The following is a 24,169-nucleotide window of genomic DNA, read 5'->3' on the forward strand; positions in this document are numbered from 1 at the left end:
CAAGCACGCTGTCGCCGATGCCGCAGGGCCGCTCCGGTCCCGTCAACGCTCGCACAACGACTCCAGCGCCCTGGACATGCGTTCGAGCCCTCTCCGCAACAGCGGACGAGGGCAACCGACATTGAGGCGAATGAAGCCTTCACCGCCGGGTCCATAGACGCGCCCGTCGTACAAATTGACTCCGGCTCGGTCGACGAAAAACCGTTGAACGCCTCCGACCTTCCGATCGAGCCCGCGCGCATCCAGCCACACCAGGAAGGAAGCGTCCGGCCGCATCGGTGTGATGCCCGGCAGGCGATCCTCGGCGAACTTGAGGACGAAATCGACATTACCGCCGATGTAGCGCGTCAGCTGATCCAGCCACGGCGCGCCGGTGCTGTAGGCGACCTCTAGCGCCAGCCGTCCAAAGAAGTTGGCATTGACCATGAACGATGCCTGCATGGTGGCCAGAAGCGCCTCGCGCCGCTGCTTGTTGGCCACCGACACGGTTGCGGAGGGCACGCCGGCCAGATTGAAGGTCTTCGTTGGAGCTGTGCAGATGAATGACTTTTCCGCGGCATCCTCGCAGAGCGACGAGAAGACGATGTGCGGGCGATCCGACAATCTGATATCGCAATGGATGTCATCGGATATGACAAGGATGCCGTAGCGCTCGCAGACATCGTTCAGCGCCGTCAATTCCCTCCGCGTCCACACCTTTCCAGCTGGATTGTGCGGATTACACAACAGGAAGGCCTTGGCGCCGGCTGCCAGTTTCGCGAAGTTCTCCAGGTCGAGTTCATATCGGTTATCCTGCAACCTTAGCCTGTTGACCAGCAGCTTCCTGCCGTTCCCCTGAATCACTTCGAAATAGGGCGAGTAGATGGGAGACTGCACGATCACCCCGTCCCCGGGCTTCGTGAAGGTCCGAAGCATCGCGGCTACCGACGGCATGATCGCAGGCGCCGGCAGCAGCGATTCCAGTGCCGGCGACCAGCCGTGCCGACGCGCGAACCATGATTGCACAATCTCGTAGTGACGGGGGTCGCGGCGGGTATAGCCATAGATTCCATGGTCCGCCGCTTCCCGCAGCCGCGCGATGACGGTTTCAGGCGCGCGAAAATCCATGTCCGCGGTCCACAGCGAAAGCAGATCTTCGCCCTCGACCCGAGGCGAGAATTCGTCCCACTGATTGGCCCATTTGACTGACCCAAACTGGTGGCGGTCATAGATCCTGTCGAAGTCGATCATTCCAACATTTCTTTCCGCAATCTTAGGTTGCGATGCTCTGCACAAGCCATTGCCTGGTTTCCGGGTGTGGTTTTTGCCGCTCGCGGCTGCTCGAACTTTTGGCGGGCTATTTGGGGATTTGCGCCACGTGCCTCGCTGCTGAAACTGCCTGTCGCATACTCTGCTTCCTAGCTCTTGTGGCCGCGCGCCAACGCGCGCTCCATCGAGTGCGAGTACCGGGACATTCCGAAGCAGAAGATCCAGTAGACCAGCCCGGCGAAGAGATAGCCGGTCGAAGAGATCGTCGGCCCAGCCCAGTTCGGGTCGACTCGCGCCGTTTCGACGGCTCTCAGGAAGTCCGCAATGCCGACGATCGCTACCAGCGTCGTGTCCTTGAACAGCCCGATGAAGGTAGAGACGATGCCTGGGATAACGATAGTGAGCGCCTGCGGCAGGATGATCAGACGGATCATGGTGAAGTAGCTGACGCCGAGCGCCTTTGCCGCCTCATATTGCCCCTTGGGGATCGCTTGAAGGCCGGCGCGCACCACCTCGGCCATGTAGGCGGACGAGAACAGCGCTATCGCAATCAGCGGACGCAGCAGCCGATCGGGCGTCAGATAGTCGGGGACGAAGAGCGGCATCATGAAATTCGCCATGAACAGCACCGTGATGAACGGCACGCCCCTGACGACCTCGATGAAGATCACACACACTGCCCTGACGAAGGGAAGCTCCGATCGTCGGCCAAGCGCGAGAAGCACACCGAGCGGCAGCGAGAAGACGATGCCCACGATCGACATGAGCAGAGTAATGAGCAGCCCACCCCACAAGACGGTATCGATGACCGGCAGATCGAGCGACGCGACACCGCGCAACAACGCGAAGGCGACGACCGGGTAGGCAACAAAGAACAGCAACGCCGCCACGTTGCGCCGCGGCGCCCGTTTCCACAGCAGCCAGGCGATCAGCACGGCGCCGATCGCCAGCGTCAGGTCCACCCGCCAGCGCTCGGAAACCGGATATGCCCCGTAACGGAGATAGTCGAATTTCTCCACGATGAACGGCCAACACGCGCCCTCAGGGTTGGCGCGGCATTCTTCCTGTCCGCCGGCCCAGACTGCATCCAAGACTGCAAAACTCGCGAACTGATACAAAAGCCATGCGGCGAGAACTGTGAAGCAGATCGTCAGAACGCCGGAGAACGGCGTCGAGAACAGGTTCTTTCTGATCCAGGTCGCCGGGCTCGGCCGGATTCCACAAGGCGGCGCCATAGGCGGCAGAAGCGGAGCACTAACGAGGTGCGGATGCAGGGACTGGCCGCTCATGCATCACCTCTCGACGATCGCGAAACGTTGATTGAACGCGTTCATGGTCATCGACATGACGAGGGAGATCGCGAGATAGACCGACAGCGTGATCGCCATCACCTGGACGGCGGCGCCGGTCTGGTTGAGCACCGTTCCCGCAAAAATCTGAACGAGGTCGGGGTAGCCGATAAACACGGCGAGTGAGGAATTCTTCGTGAGATTCAGGTACTGGCTGGTCAGGGGCGGTATGATGATGCGCAGTGCCTGCGGAACAATGACCAGGCGAAGCGTTTTGCCCGGCGCAAGCCCGAGCGCATGGGCAGCTTCGGTCTGGCCTTTCGGCACAGCCTGGATCCCGCTGCGGACAATTTCCGCGATAAAGGAAGCGGTATAGACGGACAGACCGATCAGAAGAGCCGCGAACTCCGGATAAAGCTGGTGTCCACCCCGGTAATTGAACCCTTTCAACTCTGGCGTCACGAACGACACCGGCGAACCGACCAGGAGGAAGACGATCAGAGGCAGTCCAATCAGGGCAGCGAGGCTGACCCAAAGCACGGGCAGCTGCTTTCCGGTGCGGTTCTGTGCGCGTCTGGCGTAGGACCAAAAAGCGACGCAGAAGAAGCTGGCCGCCAGGAATGCAAGTCCCACGGTACCTGCTCCTGCGTAGAGCTGGATTTCCGGAATGATGAGACCGCGATTGTTCAGATAGATGCCGCCGGGGAGTTCGATCGACGCCCTCGGCGCAGGCAGCGCTTTCAGGACTGCATTGTACCAGAACAAAAGCTGCAGCAATAACGGGATGTTGCGTATGATCTCTACATAGGAGGCCGCGACCTTTGATACGATCCAGTTCGGTGACAGGCGGGCAATGCCGACGACAAAGCCCAAAACTGTGGCCAGGACGATCCCAAGCAGGCTCACATATAGGGTGTTGACCACACCTACCCAAAACGCCTGGCCATAGGTGGAGAGCGTGTCGTAGGGGATCAGTATCTGATTGATGTCGAAGCCGGCGGTCTCGTTCCAGAAGCCGAAGGACAGCGGAATCCCGCGTGCCCTCATGTTCGACGCAGTCTGAACGGCAATGCCCACGGCCAAAGCCAGCAGGCTGGCCGCCAGCAAAAGCTGATAGACGATGCCGCGGACCTTGGCGTCGTGCAAGGACAGGCTCCTGCGCGAGGGCGCGGCGAGCAGCACGTCGGACATGACCCTGTTCCTGTGTTGATGTGGACTAAGACGCCGGCGCAATCGCTGGCGTCTTGTGGACCAACCCAGCCTAGCGGATCGGCGGGGCGTACTGGAGACCGCCCTCACTCCAAAGAGCGTTCAGGCCGCGCTCCATCTTGAGCGGCGAGGCCTTGCCGATATTGCGATCGAACACTTCGCCATAGTTGCCAACCTGCTTGATAACGTCCACGGACCAGCTATCGCCAAGCCCGAGATCCTTTCCGAGGCTGCCCTCCGCTCCGAGCAGCCGGCGAATGTTCGGGTTGTCCGACGCCTTCATTTCATCGACATTCTCAGAGGTTACTCCCAATTCTTCGGCAGCGACCATGACAAGGAGCGCCCATTTGGCCACGTTGAGCCAATGATCATCGCCCTGCCGCACGGCAGGCCCAAGTGGCTCCTTGGAGATAAGTTCGGGAAGCACGACGCTGTCGTCGGCCTTCGCCATGCGCTGGCGCGACGCATTCAAGGTGGACGTGTCGGCCGAGAGGACGTCGCAGCGACCTTCGTCGTAGGCCTTTACCACGGCTTCTTCGTCGGCAAACCCGACGGTCGAGTATGTCATCGAATGCGAGCGGAAGTAATCGGCGAGATTCAACTCGGTCGTCGTGCCCTGAGTGACGCAGATGGACGCGCCATCCAGATCTTTGGCCGAACCGATATTCTCCGCTTTGCGGACCATGAAGCCCTGGCCATCGTAGAAATACGTGCCCGCAAAAAGTATTCCGAGAGACGTGTCGCGGGATGACGTCCAGGTTGCGTTATGTGCGAGTATATCGATCTCGCCCGACTGAAGCGCGGTGAACCGGTCCTTCGGCGTAAGCGGAATGAACCTTACCTTCTGCGCATCGCCCAGAACCGCTGCTGCAACAGCGCGACAATAGTCGACCACGAACCCGGTCCATTTGCCCTCATTGTCTGGAAGGCTAAATCCGGCCGTCGCTGAGTTGGTTCCGCAGGTCAGAACTCCGTTCTTCTTGACATTTTCGATAGTCGCGGCGGACGCGTTGGATACAACGAGCCCTACCGCTGCTCCGACCAGACCCTTGAGAATTGCTTGCATCTTGGTTCCCCTTATTTTTGGTGGAGCACCAAGGTTGCGCAGGCCTCATTATTGGTCAAATTCATTCTCGTCATGTTGACTATGAGGTCTGCTCATAGAATGGCTGCACTCTTAATGGTTTCAGCCGTGTGTCTCCTGTTTATTTATTCTGTTCTCTCTCAGAAACAATTTCTCTCTTTTTAATCTGTGACTCAGAGTAGATGTTTGACAGAACTTCTTTGAGCCAGATCGTCCCTGGGTCCGTGGCCATCTGCGGATGAAGGAGCAACCACGCGCTCACATTTGGGATCGGCAGGGGCGGCGAAAGGAGAGTCACTTCACTCGCTTTATCAAGGATTTGGAGGATTCCGTCACCACAATGAGCAACAAGTTCGGTGCCTCGCAAGACCCACGGAAGTGCCAGATAATTCGATATCGTCGCGACCACGTTCCGCCGCAAACCAAGCTCCTTGAGCGCGGCATCCGCAAGTCCGCTGGAAACACCATCGGCAGAAACCTGCAAGTGAGACGCTGACAGGTATGTCTCCAATGACATCGCCGAACTTGCGATTTGGCTGCCGCTCCAAACTGCGCAGAAGAGACGATCCTGGCCCAGTTCGATCTTCAAAAGGCTTGGGTCATCCTTGATCACTGCTCCAGTCAATGCACAGTCGATCTGTCGAAGATGAACCGAGGACGGGATATCGAGCCCGTTCGCTGGAATAATATTCAACGTGGCACCGGGCGCCTGCCTGGAAAACTCCCGCAGAAGACGGGGTATGATTATCATCGCATGGTAGTCGGTGAGCCCGACACGAAAGTTCCGCCGAGTGGTTGCGGGATCGAAAGTTTGATGGCGATCAATCGAGGCTCGAATCGTTGCCAATCCGGCCGAAATGTCTGGCAGAAGCTCGACCGCCCGCGGCGTTGGCCTCATAACGCCTCCATCGCGCGTGAACAGCCTGTCGCCGAAAAGGTGCCGCAGCCTGGATAAGGAATGGCTGATCGCAGATTGCGTTCTTCCCAATTCGCATGCCGTACGCGTGACGCTTCTTTCGCGCATCATCACGTCGAACACGCGCAGCAAATTCAGGTCGAGGTCATCGAAACTCATGAGCCGAACAGGCCTTGGTTTTTAATCATGAGGCGAGAACGTCCACGTGGCGTTCGAAAAGGAAATCCTCGTTCCGCTTCTGGCGCTGGTCCATCCGTTCAGCCACAACGTTTCCTGAGCCGCTCGAGATCGGGCACATCGACCTGGGTCACTGCGCTGATTGCAATGACTTTCTCCGCACGGAGCCTGGACAATTGACGCGAGACGGTCTCGATCGTCAGCCCGAGGAAATCGGCAATGTCACCGCGCGTGAGAGGCAGAAGAAACTTGCGGCCCTTCTGTTCGCTGTCCGCTGAGGGATCGAGGTGCGTGGCGATGAGATAAAGGAAGCTGGCGACCTTCTCGGCAGCTGTCTTTCTCCCCAGCGTGACCATCCATTCGCGGGCTTCATCGAGTTCCCTGAGCGTCTGCTCCATTAGCCGACGCTCCAGCTTGGGATTCGCCGCAATCAACCGTTCCAGACCACTCTTCGACACGCGGCAGAGATCGATGTCGGACGCAGCTTCGGCAGTTACGGCACTGTCCGGCGCGAAAAGTCGCCCGAGGAAATCCGGGGCGAACTGCAGTCCGACGATCTGCTGGCGGCCGTCTTCCAGCACCTTGGTCAGCTTGACCACGCCCCGCATTACATTCGCATAAGACTCGACGGGCATGCCCTCCGCGGCGAGTTCCTCTCCGGTAGAATGCCGCGCCAGGCGCGTGTGACGAGAAAGCGCAACAAGCTCGGCCGAATCGAGCACGCCGCACATTCCCTTGTGCCGAGCCTCGCAGCTCCGGCAAAGCACAGGAATGTCGGAGTTGTGTATGTCCTTGCGGTTCGTGTCCATGGCGCTGTCGTGAATATCGGACACTCCGGCGCCGAATGCCAGCGTGGCGTACACAAGGTTCGCATATTGCCGCAGACGCAGCCGATCCAGAAACTCGTCCGCACGTTTGATCCATGTCAAGAGAGCTCCGGCCGTTGCCGGATAACGCTGGCGCAAGGGAGGCGCCTGGTTCTTCTGGGCAATTGACAGAGGGTTCGATCGAAGCGGAGATAGCGCTGCCAACGCAACCCCGACGTAACACGTACCTGATCCAGGAACTGAAAGGCCTGATCCAGGAACTGAAAGGAAAGAGTCGGGATTTGGGAGGATAGCATGGGCGAGGCTCTAGCCGGTCATCATGCCGATCGGATACAGGCCGCAATCATTTCAGATGCCGCGGCGAAGTCGGCGCTGGTCGCTTCATGGCGACGCTCATCCAATTTGCATAAGCTCGATCCAACCGATCCCAAACCGCCGCGATACCTGACCCAGGCCGAATTTATCGACGCCAGGCAACGGATCGAACCGCTGATCCGAGCTGCCCAATCAAGCCTCGACAGACTCTACCTGGCGGTGGGAGGTGTTGGATGCTGCGTGCTTCTCGCCGACCAAGAGGGCGTGCCGATCGAACGACGCGGTGCACCTGCGGATGACGAGACGTTTCACAACTGGGGGTTGTGGACAGGCTCGGTCTGGAACGAGGAGAGCGAGGGCACCAACGGCATCGGCACCTGTCTTGTCGAGCAGCGCGTGCTGACGATCCATCGCGACCAGCATTTTCACACGCGCAACACTGCGCTGAGCTGCATCACCGCGCCCATCTACGATCACGAAGGAGACCTAGTCGCCGCCCTCGACGTGTCTTCCTGCCGGGCAGATCTAACCGAAGCCTTCGCCAATCTTATTTCGGTGGCCGTGGTCGACGCCGCGCGACGCATTGAGGCGGAGAACTTCAAGATGGCATTCCCGAAGGCGCGCATTCTGCTCGCGCCAATAACCGACAAAGGTTCGGGCGGACTGATCGCGGTCGATGCGGATGACCTTGTGGTCGGCGCGACCCGATTAGCGCGATTGGCGTTGGGGATCACGCAAAAGAGCCTTCGGAAGCCGCTCCCCGCGGCCGATCTGCTTGGCGGGGCGAGGAAGGTCACCGAAGTCCTCGCCGAGGCGGAGCGCGGGGCTCTGCAACGGGTGCTGGCCCGGACAGATGGAAATATCTCGGCCGCGGCCGCGGCGCTTGGGATCAGCCGTGCGACGCTCCACCGGAAGCTCAACCGCCTCGATCTCCATAGATCGCACTGATCTTTTCGAATCCCGGCACGACTGTCGCAGTTCTGCGACACCTCCTGCGGGTCCACTGTTCTCACCATCGTGACAGCGAGCGGGCAGATGCGGCAAGACTTTCCACCGAAGCGCCGCATCCCGCGGCGTTGTTTCGGGAGGTATATCATGAACAAGGTTGAATTCTCACGCTCCGTCAAGGCGCCCTTCGACAAGCGTTATGGCAATTTCATTGGCGGCAAATGGACCGAGCCGCTTTCCGGCAAGTATTTCGAGAACTTCTCGCCGGTAAACGGTCAGCTTCTCTGCGAAGTCACCCGTTCCGACTCCAGGGACATCGAGGCCGCGCTGGACGCGGCCCATGCGGCCAAGGACGCATGGGGCCGCACCAGCCCGGCCGAGCGCGCCTTGATTCTCAATCGCATTGCTGATCGCATGGAGGAGAACCTCGATCTCCTCGCGCGCGCCGAGACCTGGGACAACGGCAAGCCGATCCGTGAGACGACCGCCGCCGACCTGCCGCTGGCCATCGATCACTTCCGCTACTTCGCCGGCGCGATCCGCGCCCAGGAGGGCAGCCTCTCCGAGATCGACCACGACACCGTTGCCTATCACTTCCACGAACCGTTGGGCGTCGTCGGCCAGATCATCCCGTGGAACTTCCCGCTGCTCATGGCGGTATGGAAACTGGCCCCCGCGATCGCGGCCGGCAACTGCGTGGTTCTGAAACCCGCAGAGCAGACCCCGGCGGCGATCATGCTCTGGGCGGACCTCATCGGCGACCTGCTGCCGCCGGGCGTGCTCAACATCGTCAACGGCTTCGGCCTCGAGGCAGGCAAGCCGCTCGCCTCCTCCAACCGGATCGCCAAGATCGCTTTCACAGGCGAGACGACCACTGGCCGGCTGATCATGCAGTACGCCAGCCAGAACCTTATCCCGGTAACGCTCGAACTCGGCGGCAAGTCGCCCAACATCTTCTTCCAGGACGTCACCGCCGAGGACGACGATTTCTTCGACAAGGCGATCGAGGGTTTCGTCATGTTCGCACTCAACCAGGGCGAGGTTTGTACCTGCCCGAGCCGGGCGCTGATCCACGAAAAGATCTACGACCGCTTCATGGAGCGGGCGCTGAAGCGCGTCGAGGCGATCGTCCAGGGCGACCCGCTGGATCCGGCGACGATGATCGGCGCGCAGGCCTCGTCCGAGCAGCTCGAGAAGATCCTGTCCTACATCGACATCGGCAAGCAGGAGGGCGCCGAAGTACTCACCGGCGGCGCGCGCAACGAGCTGCCGGGCGATCTCGCCGGCGGCTATTATGTCAAGCCGACAGTGTTCAAGGGCCACAACAAAATGCGCATCTTCCAGGAGGAGATCTTCGGGCCGGTGGTTTCGGTGACAACCTTCAAGGACGACGACGAGGCGTTGTCGATCGCCAACGACACGCTCTACGGCCTCGGCGCCGGCATCTGGAGTCGCGACGCCAACCGGCTCTACCGCTTCGGGCGGGCGATCCAGGCGGGCCGCGTCTGGACCAACTGCTACCACGCCTACCCGGCGCACGCGGCGTTTGGCGGCTACAAGCAGTCCGGCATCGGCCGCGAGACCCACAAGATGATGCTCGACCACTACCAGCAGACCAAGAACATGCTGGTCAGCTACAGCCCGAAGAAGCTCGGCTTCTTCTGAGGACTGCCTCACGGGGCGCGGGACGTTCCCGCGCTTCGCGTTCCGGAGGGAGGATGGAATGCACGACAAGGTGAGCGCCACGCCAGCGGCGCTGGAGCTCCTGGCTATGATCATCGCCGAGCATGGGCCGGTGCTGTTCCACCAGTCGGGCGGCTGCTGCGACGGTTCCTCGCCAATGTGCTACCCCGTGGGTGATTTCGCTCTGGGGGACAGCGACATATTGCTCGGCGAGATCGGCGGCGCGCCGTTTTACATCGGCGCGGCGCAATACGACGCGTGGAAGCATACCGACCTCGTCATCGATGTTGTGCCCGGACGCGGTGGCATGTTCTCACTCGATAACGGCCGCGAGAGACGGTTCCTGACGCGGTCCACGGTGTGCCACATGGGGATCTGATTTCGAGTATCAGCGGACGTCTATCTGGCGCGCCCTCGCGCCCTCAAGCTGGTTCATGTCTGCGCCGTTGCTTCACGAAATCGACAAAAGCACGAAGCCCGGCCGGCGTCAGACGCCTCGATAGCGAGAAGCGTAATTCTTGAACCCTCGCCTGCCAAGGCAGCAACGCGATAAAACGGCTCGTCGAAAGCGGCTGTCCTCTGGCAGGCGGCCAAGCTCAACCGCTTGAGTACCTCCGGTTCTACTCGAGCGCATCACCGATATCGCCGCAGTCCGGCGTGCCGTGGTGGAGGCGGTAGTCGCAACGCCTATCGCGAAACGATCGTATGAACGCGTTGATCTTCCCATCGATCCGGAGAACCCGATTTTGAGGGGCTCACGGCCAGCGTTGAACACGAGTATTGTTATTCGGGTCTGCTATACGCGCCGATATGCGACACCTACGCTTCTGCGCAGACTGGGCCGCTTTGATCTCGATCAAGCTGAAAAGAAGGCCCAAAGGTAGAGTTCAGGCCAAGGCCTCGTCCCGGCGTGTCTGTGGACTGGACGCGCCAAGCGCGAGCGTTCCTTGGGCGGATAAGCAACAGAGGACAAGAAGGCAATGTACAAGCACATCCTGATTTCGACGGACGGCTCCGACGTCGCGCAGAGGGGCGTCGACCATGGGCTTTCGCTTGCCAAGAGCCTCGACGCGAAGGTGACCGTCATCACGGTCACCGAGCCTTTCCCCTTCCATGCGAGCGCGGCCGGCGGCGGCTGGGTCCCGCTTCCCGGGGATATCTCGGGGTATGAAGAGGGGCAGAAGAAGGCTGCGGAGAAACTCCTGGCGACGGTGCGGGAATCCGCCGCCAGGATCGGCGTCAGCGCGGACGTGCTGCACGTGCCCGACGCGAGGCCAGCGGAAGCCATCGTCGAGGCGGCGAAGGCCCAAGAATGCAGCCTGATCGTCATGGCCTCGCACGGCCGGCGCGGCCTCGGGCGCCTGCTGCTGGGCAGCCAGACCTCGGAAGTGCTGGCCCATAGCCCCGTTCCAGTGCTCGTCGTACGCTGAGCGGGATGGAGGAAATTCCTGTCCTGAAGGACTACATCGAATGAAGCTTCGCGCTCTTGTGCCCCTACTCACCTATCCGGAACCCCACACGACGGCAGTCGTAGCCAATGCTGCGGCGGTGACGGATCTGCTTGGCGCGGACCTCCACGCGCTGGTGCTAGAAGCTGACATTCCAGAGGTTTCGAACGCGTTCTCCCGCATGCTCATGAATCTGCCGGAAATGATCCGCAACGCCGAGAAACTCAGCGCGAGCAACGGCGCGGAACTGCTGGCCGCGGCCAGGGTTGAGGCGGAAGCCAGAAGCCTGAATCTGACGACTTCCGTGGAGAGGACGCAGGTCGCGCTGCTTGGCGAGGCGGCCGCTCGCCATGCCCGCTATTTCGACATGGCGCTTGTCGGGTGGAACTCCGACAACCCCGGTATCCGCGCTTTGGCGGAGGCCGTTGTCTTCAGCTCCGGCCGCCCGACGATCCTTCTGCCCGATCAGGCGCCGCCCGCCAGTTTTAGCCGGGTGTCGATCGCATGGGATGGCACGCGCGTCGCAGCCCGCGCCGTGTCAGACGCCAGGTTTGTTCTGGAGCGCGCCGTGGAGATCAAGGTTGTCACCGTCACAGACGAAAAGTCAATCGACGAGGCAGATGCGGGGGAGCGGCTCGCGGGAAGTCTGCGCGAAGCCGGGCTGAAAGCCACCTTCTCGGCAGTGCGCGCGGAGGACTGCCCGATTGCAGAAACCCTGCAGCGCCACGCTGCCGGCCTAGGTTCGGATCTGCTGGTGATGGGAGGCTACGGTCACTCACGGCTCAGGGATTTCGTTCTCGGCGGCGCGACCGAAGGCGTCTTGGCGGACCTGAGGATGCCAGTGCTGCTTTCGCATTGACCGCCCTGCTGATGATGGATGCTTACCTTGCCTGATGCGCGGTGGCCGATTCTCTCGTTGAGAGTAGTGCTCCTCGGCGTGGCGCTCAGCGGACTCATGGTCGGCATTACTGGATGGGCGTCCGGCGTAGGCTGGCATCCCTGGCCGTGGGCCGTCGCGACCGCGTTGGTGCTGGCGGCCCTCGCCGTCGAGATCGTCCGCAGTCTGTCGCGCGGCGAAGTCGGGCTTGACCTGGTCGCCGCGCTATCGATGTCGGCCGCGCTCGCGTTCGGCGAGATGCTAGCGGGCAACGTCGTCGCGCTGATGTACGCGGGTGGCCAGTTTCTCGAAGGCTATGCGGCCGGCCGCGCACGCAGGGAGATGACCGCCCTACTCGGTCGCGTGGCCCACAGCGCCATGCGGTACGGCAATGACGGGCTCGACGAAGTCCTCATCCAGGCTATCGTTCCAGGCGACCGGCTCCTCGTTCGCCGCGGCGAAGTGATCCCCGTCGACGGCAGCCTTGCGTCACCTTCTGCCGTCCTGGACGAGTCCGCCTTGACCGGAGAGAGCCTGCCACGCACGAAGTTGCTGGGTGACGAAGTCCTGAGCGGAGCAACCAATGCTGGCGATGCCTTCGATCTCCTTGCGGACAGACCCGCGGCCGAAAGCACCTACGCCAACATCGTCCGGCTTGTAACCAAGGCACAGGAAGGCAAGCCTCCCAGCGTGCGTGCGGCGGATCGCTACGCGGTCTGGTTCCTGCTGCTGACGGTCTTGGCGGCAGGAACTGCCTGGGCCATCTCCGGCGACCCTGTCAGAGTGCTGGCTGTGTTGGTGGTCGCAACGCCGTGCCCGCTCATCCTCGCCCTGCCCGTCGCCATCATCTCCGGCATGTCGCGCGCCGCCAAGCTCGGCGTTCTCGTCAAGGACGGCGGGGCTCTCGAGACCCTTGCGAAGGTCAAGACGGTTATCCTCGACAAAACCGGAACCCTGACGTTCGGCCAAGCCGAGGTGGTCGACGTACGCACCGTCGGGACCTGGTTACCTGACGAGGTCCTGCGGCTCGCCGCCTCGCTCGACCAGGCGTCCGGCCACGTCACGGCAGCGGCGCTGGTGGCGGACGCACGCCGGAAGGGGCTCCCGCTCTCTGCGCCGACGGACGTCAGCGAGGTCGCCGGAACCGGAATCAAAGGGATTGTCGAAAGACGCAGGCTGGTTATCGGCGGCAGCCGCTTCGTCAGGGACGCGATCACGCAGGGCGATCCCCATGGGTTGCGGGAAGGTCTTCCCTGGGGAAGCGCCGTGGTGGCCGTCGGCGTAGACGGCGTCCTGGCCGGGATCATCGCCATGGCTGACGCGATCAGGCCGGAGGCGCCCGCCATGCTCCGGGCGCTGGAGAAGGCTGGGATCGACCGCGTCGTGATCGCCTCCGGCGATCGCCAGGATGTGGTCGACGCCGTGGCTGCCCGGCTCGGGATAGCCAAGGCGGATGGCGAACTGGATCCGGCGCAGAAGGTCGAAGTCGTGACCAGGGAACGCATGCGCGCTCCCGTGCTCATGGCTGGAGACGGCGTGAATGACGCTCCCGCGTTGGCGAGCGCCGACGTGGGCGTGGCGTTGGGCGCGCGCGGCTCCGCCGCCTCGTCGGAAAGCGCCGGAGTCGTCATTCTCGTCGACCGCATCGACAGCCTGGCGTCCGCGGTAGAGGTCGCGCATCGGACCCGCCAAATCGCAACGCAAAGCGTGGTCGCCGGCCTCGGCCTCTCCGTCGTCGGGATGGCTGTGGCTGCGCTCGGCTATCTCCCGCCTGTGGCTGGCGCACTCGTGCAGGAGGGCATAGACGTAGCGGTGATCCTCAACGCCCTGCGTGCCCTCCGGTGATGTTCCGGACTCCTGAGCCACTCGGCCCCAGATTTCCCGCGTTCAGGCGTTTCAGTGCCCCGCGTGTTCGCCGTGAAGCAGTTCCAGACCGGGCGCCGGTCGCTCCAGGTCATGAGCTGTCTGGCCCTCGGCCGCAGCCTGGGTCCATTCTGCCCTGTCCGTGCCGCAGACCTGGATCACCGGGAAATAGATCGTTTCGCCCGCCGGGAGGCTTGCGTCGAGAGTCGCCCTGAAGACGAACTCATCATCGTACTCGTCGTCCGCCACGCTTCCGCCGCTCCAGGATAGCTCGGTAACGCCTTCGGCCACCTTCTTGCCGTGCAGATCGTACTCTGCCTTGTACCCCGTCACCGTCTTTTCGATCGTCCATCCGGCCTTGGGCATCGGCTTGACCGCGATAACGCCTTCCGGGATCCGGACCCGGACCTCGTCCGTGGCCTTGCCGTCGCAACCGTGCGGAATCCTTAGAACCGCCTTGTAGGTCGTGCCGACGGCAGCCTGGGCGTTTTCGAACGAAACATGCGCATGGGCCGGTCCGGCCACGATCGCAGCGACCGCCGCAACTATAAGAGGCCTGTACATCTGACTGTCTCCTTTCTTCTCCAGGTCGAATGACCTCTCCAGGTCGAATGACACTCGAGTTGCGCGACGGGTTGTTCCGCACGCTTATGGAGCCACTGCATAGCCGCGTTGGCCGTCAGCTATTTGCGCTGCAGCAAACTCCGCAGATACGCCTTCAGGTCGCTCCCCCGAAAATCCATCGGGAGTTTGTTCCAGGACAAACTCCTCTGTCATGGCGGGCGTAGAAGTCGCTCATCGACAACGATGGATCACAAGGAGAACCGAAATGTTCACGCGTCGCCGGGCACTGATGGGAGCAGCGGCCGCCGCCATGCTGGCCGCGACGCCTTCGATGACCGCTTTCGCGAATGAGACCGAGATCGCCGCGCTGCCGCGCGAGCAGGTCACGCTCGTCGCACCGCCCTTCGTGCATGCGCACGAACAGGTGGCGAAGAGCGGTCCGAAGGTGGTCGAGTTCACGATGACCATCGAGGAAAAGCCCGTCACTATCGATGAGGAAGGCACCGTGCTGCAGGGCATGACCTTCAACGGCTCGATCCCCGGCCCGATGATGGTCGTCCATGAAGGCGATTACGTCGAGTTGAACCTGGTCAACCTCGGCAGCAACTCGATGCCCCACAACATCGACTTCCACGCCGCCACGGGCGCACTCGGCGGCGGAGCCCTCACGCTCATCAATCCCGGGGAACAGGTGAAGCTGCGTTTCAAGGCAACCCGCAGCGGAACCTTCGTCTACCACTGCGCGCCCGAAGGCCCGACGATCCCCTGGCACGTCGTGTCCGGCATGAGCGGGACGATCATGATCCTGCCCCGCGAAGGCCTGAAGAACGAGAAGGGCGAGCCGCTCACTTACGACAAGGTCTTCTACATCGGCGAGAACGATTTTTACGTTCCGCGCGACGAGGACGGCAACTTCAAGACCTACGAGAGCCACGGCGACAGCTACGCCGACACGCTGGAGGTGATGAAACGTCTCGTCCCGTCCCATGTCGTTTTCAACGGCGCCAAGGGCGCCCTGACGGGCGACAACGCCATGAAGACAAAGGTCGGCGAGACGGTCCTGATCGTCCACTCGCAGGCCAACCGCGACACCCGGCCCCACCTGATCGGCGGCCATGGCGACTACATCTGGGAAGAGGGCAAATTCGCCAACCCGCCCGCCAAGGACCTGGAGACCTGGTTCATCCGCGGCGGATCGGCGGGAGCCGCGCTCTACACCTTCCTCCAGCCGGGCGTCTACGCCTACGTCAACCATAACCTGATCGAAGCGGTCGAACTCGGAGCGACGGCCCACTTCGTCGTCGAGGGCGAATGGAGCGACGACCTGATGAAGCAGGTCGAGGCTCCCGGACCGATCCCGACTCACTGACCGATCAGGCTGGCGGCCCGGACCAAGGGGGATCCGGGCCACGTTCCCATGGAGTATTTCGATGCCCGTCACCATGCTGGAAGCAGCTTTCGGCACCGTCGCCGCCCTGGTCGTGCCGGCGCTCGCCGTCGGATTGCATGCGCCGCTGGAACACGAACGGTCAGTTCCGGTCGCGGCAACCGTCGAGATCGGGGAAAGGATCGTGGACTTTCCGGCACCGGGCGAATTCCTGTCAGGCGGTGTTCCTGCAGCGGCTCCCGCCAAGCCTATCATGGTCGCCGGCTTCCGGATGATGACGCGGCAGGTCAGCCTCGCCGAGTACGATCGCTGCGTTGCCGCAGGCGCCTGCAGGGCGGCCGACGCACGACCTTCTCAGGCAGACGTTCCGGTCACCGGGGTCAACTGGACGGACGCCGACACATATGCTCGCTGGTATTCTGAGGCCACTGGCGAATCCTGGCGGCTTCCGACCGCGCTCGAGGCAGCCGCGGCGGCCGGCGAACGTTTTGGTGGCGAATCCTTCTCCGCAACGGCGGACGACCCCCAAAATCCCGCGGTGCGCTGGATACGGCGATACAAGGAGGAAGCCGCGGCCAGGCGCCCCGCGGATCCAGAGCCGAAGCCCGGCGGCCACTACGGCGTCAACACTCTCGGCGTCGAGGATTTCGGCAGCAACGTCTGGGAATGGACTTCGAGCTGCTACAGCCGCGTCACGCTCGAGGCCAAGAGCGGCCTGCCCGAGACCGTCGTCGAGAACTGCGGCGTACACGTGCTCGAGGGACGGCACCGGGCCTACATGTCCAATTTCGTTCGAGACGGCAGGAGTGGCGGATGCGCCGTGGGCACGCCACCGGAGAATCTGGGATTTCGGCTTGTTCGCGATGAGCCCTTTTGCGGGCCTGCATGCTGGATCAGCGCGCTCTTCTCCAGCGAAAGTTCCCAATCGTGACACAGAAATCAGACGCGTCGAGAATGCTTGCGGCAGCCTCGTCGCGGTTGCTGGAACTTGCCAACAGGGGCGAAAATTCCTTCGCCGCGGAGTTGCTGCGCCGCCTCGCCGAGGTGGGGCGTGAAGGTATTGCCGTTGAAGTCGACGACACCGCGTCCGATCGAACGGGAACGGTGGATCATGCGTCGAGTCCCGCCAAAAACTTCGCTGACGCGAAGCGGATGCGCGACGCGATCGACGTCGCATTGGCGCTCCTCGATGAAATATTCGAGTTGGCGCCTCGCGAGCCAGCAGGCCGTCGCGAGCGACATCGCAGAGATATTCCGCGAGATCTCCGAGATCGCGGCGCTTGGAGAGAGTGCGGCCAGGAAGGCGATCGAGGAATGAAAAAACGCCGTCGCCCCATCTGCCCGACATTTTTAGCGGCCAAGCAATGATTATCCAGGCTGCCTGACACTGCTCGCAGGTCGGTCGGCGTTTTAAGGAGACGACACCGATGGTAACCGATACTGCGCGACGACCGACGCTCCCGATCGAATCCCTGACGCGGCCGTCGCTGGTCGAACGCATTCGTCAGGGAGTAGCCGGCGCAGCGCTCGAACGTCAATGCGCCAAGGCCGCGAACGGCATGCCAGATTATGTCGGCTTGGAAGGCGATCTGGTCCAGCGCGCTAGCGGGCTCGCGGACGCCAGAAGGATGCGAGACGCCATCGTGCTCGTCCTCGCGCTTCTCGGGGAACTGGACGAACTCATGCCCGACGAGCCTGATCGCTCCGCGTTCCACGAGATCGCGGATCTGTTTCAAGACGTCTCTGAATTCGCGGCGTTCGGGATGGAGGCCGCAAGACAGGCGGCAGGCGGAGGAAACAGCTGATGTCCGCCGCTACCACGCTAACCGACAGGTCCGTGCTGCGCTCGCTGCGCAAGTCCGGCTACGTTTCCCGTGACGGCCGGGGGCGGGTGTCCTCCATGCCGCCGATCCTCCAGTATGGATTCAGGCCGTTCTTCTTCCTCGCCGCGCTCCACGCCGGCGCGGCGATCCCGGCCTGGCTTTGGATCTATTTTTCCGGCGATGCTTTGCCCGGCCCCTTCCCCGGCCTGCACTGGCACGCCCACGAAATGCTGTTCGGCTATCTGCAGGCCGTCCTGGCCGGCTTCGTGCTCACCGCAATCCCGAACTGGACGGGCCGGTTGCCGCTGAGCGGCTGGCCCCTCGCGGGCCTGGTGACACTGTGGCTGGCCGGACGCATAGCTTGTGCCGCCGCCCCCGGCCCGGTCGCTGCCGTCGTCGTTGATATTTCGTTCCCGGTCATGCTTGGCTTCGCGGTCTGGCGCGAGGTGGTGGCGGGGCGCAACTGGAAGAACGCGCCCGTGGCTGTCATGATCACGCTGTTCGGGCTGGCCAACGCACTGGACCACGCAGCCAATCTCGGGTTCGTTCCGCATGGCTTGGGCGTGCGGCTGGCACTGGGCGCGATCGCTATGCTGCTTGCCCTTGTCGGTGGCCGCATCGTTCCAAGTTTCACCCGGAACTGGCTTGTCAAGAATGGCGGGACGCGCCTTCCGGCAAGCTTCGGCGCCTTGGACAAGGCGGCGCTGGCGACGACCGCCGCTGGCGCGGCCGCCTGGGTGGCCGTTCCGGATTCAACTGCCGCAGGAGGCATGCTCGGTCTCTCCGGTGTGCTTCTGGCCGCGCGTCTGGCGCGTTGGCAAGGCCAGCACACCACGCGCGAGCCAATCGTGCTGATCCTCCATATCGGCTACGCCTGGCTCGGCTTCGCACTATTGCTGCTCGGTGGCTCCGTGCTGTTTTCAGGGCTACCGGAAAGCGCCGCTCTGCACGCGCTGACAGCCGGCGCGATCGGCACGATGACGCTCGCCGTCATGACCCGCGCCAGCCTCGGCCACACTGGACGGGAGATCGTCGCGGACCGGACCGTTCTCGCAGCCTACATAGCGGTTACATTGGGAGCTGTCCTGCGGGTCGCGGCGCCGTTGGCAGGAGACTGGCACGCGCACTTACTGATCTGCGGCGGTGCGCTGTGGAGTGCCGCCTTCCTGCTGTTCGCCATTCGCTATGCGCCTGTCCTGTGGGGGCGCAGGGCCAGCGCTTGAGATGGGCGGATACTCCGAGCCTTCGGCCGGCATAGTTCGAGACGTTGGAGCCTCAGAAAAAAGGTATTGAAAAAGCCACTTAAGACGATAGCCTGTTCAGCGGTCTGACGCTTCACAGTATCTGGCCAAGTCCAAGGCACATGGAGTGGTCATGACCCAGGACAGCCCGCAGGCCCTTTCCGACCCTGGACCTTCGCGTTCGAAGACGAGGCGACGAGAGTTGCTGGCCTTTCTCGCACTTGCTTTCGGCATCTGGCCCATCGTCGCTGTCGGCGTCGTCGGTGGCTACGGCTTCCTGGTCTGGATGTATCAGATCGTGTTCGGGCCGCCCGGCCCTCCGGGAGGGTGAAGCAATGCGCGAAAATCCTGCTATCACCCGCAGATCCCTTCTCAAGGGTGGATTTCAGGCTCGGCATCATATTTCGAGCGCCGTCGTCGTCGTGCTGCCGGCGCGAAGGGAAGAATTGAGCAGGCGACTGGCGGAAATGCCTGGCGTGGAGATTCACGCTGGCGAAGGCAGCCGGATCGTCGTCACGATCGAGGGTCCAGGCAGCGGCATGCTCGGCGAGACCCTGACCACTATCTCGATGATGGACGGCGTGATCGCCGCCAACATGGTCTTCGAGCATATCGAGGGACGGGAGGACGAAAGCAAATGACGTCATCCATCAACCGTCGTGATCTGCTGAAGGCGCACGCGGCGTCGCTCGCGGCAGCGTCGGCCGGGATCGTTCTCCCGGCCGCGGCGCAGCCCGTTCCCGGTGGCGTCGAAGCACTGGAGATCAAGTGGTCCAAGGCTCCCTGCCGCTTCTGCGGCACCGGGTGCGGCGTGATGGTCGGCGTGAAAGACGGACGTGTTGTCGCGACACACGGTGACATGCAGGCCGAGGTCAACCGCGGCCTGAACTGCGTCAAGGGCTATTTTCTTTCCAAGATCATGTATGGCGAGGATCGCCTGACAAGGCCGCTGGTGCGCAGGCGCGGCGGCGCCTACGACAAGGACGGCGAGTTCGAGCCCGTCTCCTGGGACGAGGCCCTCGACCTGATGGCGCAGAAGTGCAAGGCCGTGCTCCGGGAGAAAGGTCCCGAAGCGGTCGGCATGTTCGGCTCCGGCCAATGGACCGTCTTCGAGGGTTACGCCGCAACCAAGCTGATGCGCGCCGGCTTCCGTTCGAACAATCTCGATCCCAACGCCCGACATTGCATGGCCTCGGCCGCCGTCGCCTTCATGCGCACATTCGGCATGGACGAGCCGATGGGCTGCTACGACGATTTCGAGCACGCCGACGCCTTCGTGCTGTGGGGCTCGAACATGGCCGAGATGCACCCAATCCTGTGGACACGGGTGGCGGACCGCCGGCTCGGCCATCCCCATGTGCGCTGCGCGGTTTTGTCGACCTTCACGCACCGGTCGATGGACCTTGCTGACATCCCGATTGTGTTCAAGCCGGGCACGGATCTGGCGATCCTGAATTACATCGCCAACCACATCATCCTGTCCGGGCGGGTCAACGAAACGTTCGTGCGCGACCACACTGTGTTCATGAGCGGGGCCACCGACATCGGCTACGGGCTGCGGCCGGACAATCCCGTAGAGATGGCTGCCAAGGGTGCGGCGGATCCCGGAAAAACGGAGCCAATCGACTTCGACGCGTTCAAGACGATGATCTCGGACTACACGCTCGAGATGGTCTCGGAACTGTCTGGCGTCGAGCCCGAGTTCCTCGAGGAACTGGCGGAGCTCTATGCCAACCCCGACGTGAAGGTGATGTCGCTGTGGACCATGGGCTTCAACCAGCACGTCCGCGGCGTGTGGGCCAACCAGATGGTCTACAATATCCACCTGTTGACTGGCAAAATCTCGGAGCCTGGCAACAGCCCGTTTTCGCTCACCGGCCAACCGTCGGCCTGCGGCACCGCGCGCGAGGTCGGCACCTTCGCCCACCGCCTCCCCGCCGACATGGTTGTGACCAACCCCGAGCACCGAAAGCACGCCGAGGAGATATGGCGTCTGCCGCACGGCCTCCTGCCGGAGAAGCCCGGCTTCCATGCCGTCCAGCAAGACCGCATGCTGAAGGACGGCAAGCTCAACTTCTACTGGGTCCAGGTCAACAACAACGTTCAGGCCGCACCGAACAATTCGAACGAGACCTATCCGGGCTACCGCAACCCTGACAACTTCATTGTCGTGTCCGATGCCTATCCGACCGTTACCGCGCTCTCGGCGGACGTGATCCTGCCGGCGGCGATGTGGGTGGAAAAGGAAGGAGCATACGGCAATGCCGAGCGCCGCACTCATGTCTGGCACCAACTCGTGGATGCGCCCGGTGAGGCGCGCTCCGATCTTTGGCAGTTGGTCGAATTCTCGAAACGTTTTACCACCGAAGACGTCTGGCCGGCCGACCTCCTGAATGCCAATCCTGACTATAAGGGCAAGACGCTGTTCGACGTGCTGTTCAGGAACGGCATGGTCGACCGCTTCCCATTAGGAGAACTCGACGCCGAGTATGAAAACAGGGAATCGCGCGAATTCGGCTTCTACCTGCAGAAGGGCTTGTTCGAGGAGTATGCCGAATTCGGCCGCGGTCATGGCCACGATCTCGCGCCTTACGACGTCTATCACGAGGTGCGTGGCCTGCGCTGGCCCGTCGTCGACGGCAAGGAGACGAAGTGGCGCTATCGCGAAGGCCTCGACCCCTATGTGAAGCCGGGCGAAGGCGTAAAATTCTATGGCAGACCAGACGGCAAGGCAGTGATCCTCGCCGTGCCTTACGAGCCTCCGGCGGAATCCCCTGACGAGGAATACGACGTCTGGCTGGTAACTGGACGCGTCCTCGAGCATTGGCATTCGGGATCGATGACGATGCGGGTGCCAGAGCTCTACAGGGCGTTTCCCGGCGCGGTCTGCTTCATGAACGCCGACGACGCGCGACGGCGCGGCATCAACCAGGGAGCCGAGGTCCGGGTCGTTTCACGGCGTGGCGAGATCAGGCTCAGGGTCGAAACCCGGGGGCGTAACCGCATGCCGCGCGGCGTGGTGTTCGTGCCCTGGTTCGACGCCAGCAAGCTCATCAACAAGGTGACGCTCGACGCCACTGATCCCATCTCCAAACAGACGGATTTCAAGAAATGCGCGGTCAAGGTCATGCCCGTCTGACGCGCCGCGCGCGCGTCGCACTTGTCGCCGCAGGCCTGTTCGCCGTCGGCACTGCGGCGTTGGCGCAAATGTCGGCCGAGATTGTCCCGCCGCTTACCGGGGCAGCGCAGCCCATGGACGAACTTCCGGCTGATCCGGCGCCCAAGTGGACAGTCGACGATATCAGAAAGATGCGCGCCTATCCCGACCAGCCGCCCGTCATCCCGCACTCGATCGAGGGCTACCAGCTTTCGGTCAACACGAACCGCTGCCTGTCGTGCCACAAGCGCGAGTTCACGCAAGGGTCGGGCGCACCGATGATCAGCGTCACGCATTACATCACCCGCGAGGGCCAGATGTTGGCCGACGTCTCACCCCGACGCTATTTCTGCACCGCCTGTCATGTGCCGCAGGCCAACACCGCACCGCTCGTCGGCAACACGTTCACCGACATGAGCAAGCTGGGCGTCGGCCACGCGGGAGATGAGTAGCATGTGGTCACGGCTCAAGGCCGCCGCCTTATGGGCCTGGCGCATATTGGCGATGCCCGCCGCGACGCTCAGCCTGGGCTTCCTGACGCTCGGCGGCTTTGTCGGCGGTGTGATGTTCTGGGGTGCGTTCAACACCGCCCTGGAACTGACCAACACCGAGAAGTTTTGCATCTCCTGCCATGAGATGGAGACGAACGTTTACGAGGAGCTCACGCGCACCGTCCACTTCTCGAACCGTTCAGGAGTGAGGGCCTCGTGCCCGGACTGTCACGTCCCGCACGAATGGACCGACAAGATCGCCAGGAAAATGCAGGCTTCCAAAGAGGTCTGGGGCAAGATCTTCGGCACCATCAACACCCGCAGGAAGTTCCTCGAATACAGGCGTGAACTGGCTGAGCACGAATGGGCCCGACTGAAAGCGAACGACAGTCTCGAATGCCGCAACTGTCATTCCTCGGTGGCGATGGACTTGTCCAAGCAAACCGAACGCGCGGCAACGATCCACACACGCTACCTCCTGTCTGGCGAGGCTACCTGCATCGACTGCCACAAAGGCATAGCCCACGAGCTGCCGAACATGGAAGGCGTCGATCCCGGCTGGAAAGTTCCCCCCGAATTTGAGGGAGAGGAACTGCCGGCGGCTTCTGTATTCGATCGCCTGGAAAGGACTGCGCGGTCCCCGCACGGAATGATGTGGAGCTTGGACGACGGCGCGCCTTCCAGATGATCGGGTGGCGGTACACCGCTCCATCCGGGGCTAGAACTCTGTGGGTGTCACGTGCGCCTCGCCCGAACGCTCAGCCACCGATCATTGGGCTTTCCGATGCACCGACGTACCTCGCTGACGATCCAGCCGGCGTCTGTGAGTGCGGACCGCAGGGCAGACTCGCGCCAGTACGTCTCGACGTAGCGCCGAGGCGCTGCAGCGCTGCCGTGTGTGGACACATTCTCGCCATCGCCGTCTCTAACCGAGGCGTGCAGTTGGCCACCGGGCCGGGTCGCCTCGGCAAGCCGTGCAAGCAGCGTGCCGAAATCCTCGCGCGCGACGTGAATCAGGCAGGCACAGGCCCAGATCCCGTCATACGGCGTGCCGGGACGCTGCGGGTCGGCCAGGTCTTCGGTCAGCGGGTCCAACAGGTCGGCCTCGAAGCCACTCTCGCGAAGCAGTTCGACGAAGCCCTTCGAAATGTCGGTGCGCCGGACGCTGATCCCCCGCTTCTCAAGCTCAAGTGCATCTCGCCCGCCACCGCTTCCGATCTCCAGCACCCTGCCAGAGCCACCCAGCTCGGTCACGAACGCATCGATCTCTGTCGCGACCCATTCTGGCATCGCCGCGGCCTCGGCAGCGTACTCCGCCGCGACCGTATCATAGGCCCGCACGGTATCCCGGTCGGTGCTCATCCTGGCGCTCCTCCTTCAAGACAAGAGGACCGATGGCGAGAGGGCCATCAGGCCGTTGCGCCCCTTAGACTTTCGGAGTTGGTGACGTCGCGGGCGATTTGCTTCCCAGCCATAACAGAAATTCGATCTGAGACACTACCGGGCAGCCACGCTGATTGACACTTCGAAGCGACGTTTGGTCGGGAGTTGTCAACGAGGGACATTGATCTGAGACAACGACGATTGTGTGCGACGCGCGCATTGTGAGACTTCGATGAGGA

24 protein-coding genes are annotated in these 24,169 nt (G+C 62.4%); 16 read left to right on the forward strand and 8 right to left on the reverse strand.

The window, feature by feature from the left end; genetic code table 11:
• Positions 1 to 42 precede the first annotated feature (42 nt).
• From AC0L2K_RS21245 to AC0L2K_RS21270, 6 genes are all read right to left on the reverse strand, one after another.
• Positions 43 to 1,230 (reverse strand): MalY/PatB family protein, encoded by a 1,188-nt coding sequence (locus AC0L2K_RS21245; RefSeq protein ID WP_128244987.1) that lies wholly within the window; start codon positions 1,228 to 1,230, stop codon positions 43 to 45.
• Positions 1,231 to 1,397: 167 nt separating this feature from the next.
• Positions 1,398 to 2,537 (reverse strand): amino acid ABC transporter permease, encoded by a 1,140-nt coding sequence (locus AC0L2K_RS21250; RefSeq protein ID WP_287260364.1) that lies wholly within the window; start codon positions 2,535 to 2,537, stop codon positions 1,398 to 1,400.
• Positions 2,538 to 2,540: 3 nt separating this feature from the next.
• Entirely contained in the window at positions 2,541 to 3,728 is a 1,188-nt protein-coding gene (locus AC0L2K_RS21255) for an amino acid ABC transporter permease (RefSeq protein WP_128244986.1), read from the reverse strand.
• A 70-nt stretch (positions 3,729 to 3,798) separates the two neighbouring features.
• The gene (locus AC0L2K_RS21260) at positions 3,799 to 4,812 is read right to left on the reverse strand and encodes an amino acid ABC transporter substrate-binding protein (protein WP_128245108.1); all 1,014 of its coding nucleotides are present in this window, start codon (positions 4,810 to 4,812) and stop codon (positions 3,799 to 3,801) included.
• A gap of 139 nt (positions 4,813 to 4,951) precedes the next feature.
• Complete coding sequence (locus AC0L2K_RS21265; protein WP_287322784.1) at positions 4,952 to 5,905, reverse strand: LysR family transcriptional regulator; 954 nt, start codon at positions 5,903 to 5,905, stop codon at positions 4,952 to 4,954.
• Positions 5,906 to 6,003: 98 nt separating this feature from the next.
• Complete coding sequence (locus AC0L2K_RS21270) at positions 6,004 to 6,888, reverse strand: Crp/Fnr family transcriptional regulator (protein WP_473532247.1); 885 nt, start codon at positions 6,886 to 6,888, stop codon at positions 6,004 to 6,006.
• A gap of 156 nt (positions 6,889 to 7,044) precedes the next feature.
• Here AC0L2K_RS21270 and AC0L2K_RS21275 point away from each other — a divergent pair, with 156 nt between their 5' ends.
• The 6 genes from AC0L2K_RS21275 (at position 7,045) to AC0L2K_RS21300 (ending at position 13,866) form a co-directional block, all read left to right on the forward strand.
• Positions 7,045 to 8,013 carry a GAF domain-containing protein gene (locus AC0L2K_RS21275; RefSeq protein WP_128168244.1) on the forward strand — a complete coding sequence of 323 codons (969 nt, stop codon included), beginning with the start codon at positions 7,045 to 7,047 and terminating at the stop codon, positions 8,011 to 8,013.
• Positions 8,014 to 8,160: 147 nt separating this feature from the next.
• Entirely contained in the window at positions 8,161 to 9,678 is a 1,518-nt protein-coding gene (gene adh, locus AC0L2K_RS21280) for an aldehyde dehydrogenase (RefSeq protein WP_287228091.1), read from the forward strand.
• A 58-nt stretch (positions 9,679 to 9,736) separates the two neighbouring features.
• Entirely contained in the window at positions 9,737 to 10,075 is a 339-nt protein-coding gene (locus AC0L2K_RS21285; RefSeq protein WP_128168242.1) for a DUF779 domain-containing protein, read from the forward strand.
• A gap of 601 nt (positions 10,076 to 10,676) precedes the next feature.
• Entirely contained in the window at positions 10,677 to 11,126 is a 450-nt protein-coding gene (locus AC0L2K_RS21290; RefSeq protein WP_128168241.1) for a universal stress protein, read from the forward strand.
• Between the two features lie 40 nt (positions 11,127 to 11,166).
• Positions 11,167 to 12,003 carry a universal stress protein gene (locus tag AC0L2K_RS21295; RefSeq protein WP_287173601.1) on the forward strand — a complete coding sequence of 279 codons (837 nt, stop codon included), beginning with the start codon at positions 11,167 to 11,169 and terminating at the stop codon, positions 12,001 to 12,003.
• An 18-nt stretch (positions 12,004 to 12,021) separates the two neighbouring features.
• Entirely contained in the window at positions 12,022 to 13,866 is a 1,845-nt protein-coding gene (locus AC0L2K_RS21300) for a heavy metal translocating P-type ATPase (RefSeq protein ID WP_473532248.1), read from the forward strand.
• A 51-nt stretch (positions 13,867 to 13,917) separates the two neighbouring features.
• Here AC0L2K_RS21300 and AC0L2K_RS21305 read toward each other — a convergent pair whose 3' ends face one another.
• Positions 13,918 to 14,448, reverse strand: a complete 531-nt coding sequence (locus AC0L2K_RS21305; protein ID WP_287239535.1) for a YcnI family protein — start codon at positions 14,446 to 14,448, stop codon at positions 13,918 to 13,920.
• Between the two features lie 265 nt (positions 14,449 to 14,713).
• On the opposite strand from AC0L2K_RS21305, the gene nirK reads away from it, so the two are divergent.
• From nirK to AC0L2K_RS21355, 10 genes are all read left to right on the forward strand, one after another.
• Positions 14,714 to 15,817, forward strand: coding sequence for a copper-containing nitrite reductase (gene nirK / locus AC0L2K_RS21310; protein ID WP_473532249.1), 1,104 nt, complete (start codon positions 14,714 to 14,716; stop codon positions 15,815 to 15,817).
• 61 nt (positions 15,818 to 15,878) lie between these two features.
• Positions 15,879 to 16,766, forward strand: coding sequence for an SUMF1/EgtB/PvdO family nonheme iron enzyme (locus AC0L2K_RS21315; protein WP_473532250.1), 888 nt, complete (start codon positions 15,879 to 15,881; stop codon positions 16,764 to 16,766).
• A gap of 23 nt (positions 16,767 to 16,789) precedes the next feature.
• Positions 16,790 to 17,203, forward strand: a complete 414-nt coding sequence (locus tag AC0L2K_RS21320) for a hypothetical protein (protein ID WP_473532251.1) — start codon at positions 16,790 to 16,792, stop codon at positions 17,201 to 17,203.
• Positions 17,204 to 17,262: 59 nt separating this feature from the next.
• Positions 17,263 to 17,640, forward strand: coding sequence for a hypothetical protein (locus AC0L2K_RS21325; RefSeq protein ID WP_473532252.1), 378 nt, complete (start codon positions 17,263 to 17,265; stop codon positions 17,638 to 17,640).
• The gene (locus AC0L2K_RS21330) at positions 17,640 to 18,881 is read left to right on the forward strand and encodes an NnrS family protein (protein WP_473532253.1); all 1,242 of its coding nucleotides are present in this window, start codon (positions 17,640 to 17,642) and stop codon (positions 18,879 to 18,881) included. The genes AC0L2K_RS21325 and AC0L2K_RS21330 overlap by 1 nt, the downstream gene beginning before the upstream one ends.
• 151 nt (positions 18,882 to 19,032) lie before the next feature.
• Positions 19,033 to 19,230 carry a periplasmic nitrate reductase, NapE protein gene (gene napE, locus AC0L2K_RS21335; RefSeq protein WP_023798480.1) on the forward strand — a complete coding sequence of 66 codons (198 nt, stop codon included), beginning with the start codon at positions 19,033 to 19,035 and terminating at the stop codon, positions 19,228 to 19,230.
• A 4-nt stretch (positions 19,231 to 19,234) separates the two neighbouring features.
• Positions 19,235 to 19,540: a chaperone NapD gene (locus AC0L2K_RS21340; RefSeq protein WP_287239542.1), complete on the forward strand. Its 306-nt coding sequence runs from the start codon at positions 19,235 to 19,237 to the stop codon at positions 19,538 to 19,540.
• A complete protein-coding gene (napA, locus tag AC0L2K_RS21345; protein ID WP_287320345.1) occupies positions 19,537 to 22,038 on the forward strand; it encodes a periplasmic nitrate reductase subunit alpha in 2,502 nt (833 codons plus the stop codon). The genes AC0L2K_RS21340 and napA overlap by 4 nt, the downstream gene beginning before the upstream one ends.
• On the forward strand, positions 22,011 to 22,508 hold the full coding sequence (locus tag AC0L2K_RS21350; RefSeq protein WP_128168231.1) for a nitrate reductase cytochrome c-type subunit: 498 nt from the start codon (positions 22,011 to 22,013) through the stop codon (positions 22,506 to 22,508). Before napA ends, AC0L2K_RS21350 begins: the two co-directional genes overlap by 28 nt.
• 1 nt (position 22,509) lies before the next feature.
• Positions 22,510 to 23,235 (forward strand): NapC/NirT family cytochrome c, encoded by a 726-nt coding sequence (locus AC0L2K_RS21355; RefSeq protein ID WP_473532254.1) that lies wholly within the window; start codon positions 22,510 to 22,512, stop codon positions 23,233 to 23,235.
• 47 nt (positions 23,236 to 23,282) lie between these two features.
• On the opposite strand, the gene AC0L2K_RS21360 is transcribed toward AC0L2K_RS21355, so the two are convergent.
• A complete protein-coding gene (locus tag AC0L2K_RS21360) occupies positions 23,283 to 23,909 on the reverse strand; it encodes a class I SAM-dependent methyltransferase (RefSeq protein ID WP_473532255.1) in 627 nt (208 codons plus the stop codon).
• Positions 23,910 to 24,169 lie beyond the last annotated feature (260 nt).

The organism is Mesorhizobium sp. WSM4817, from assembly GCF_055811135.1.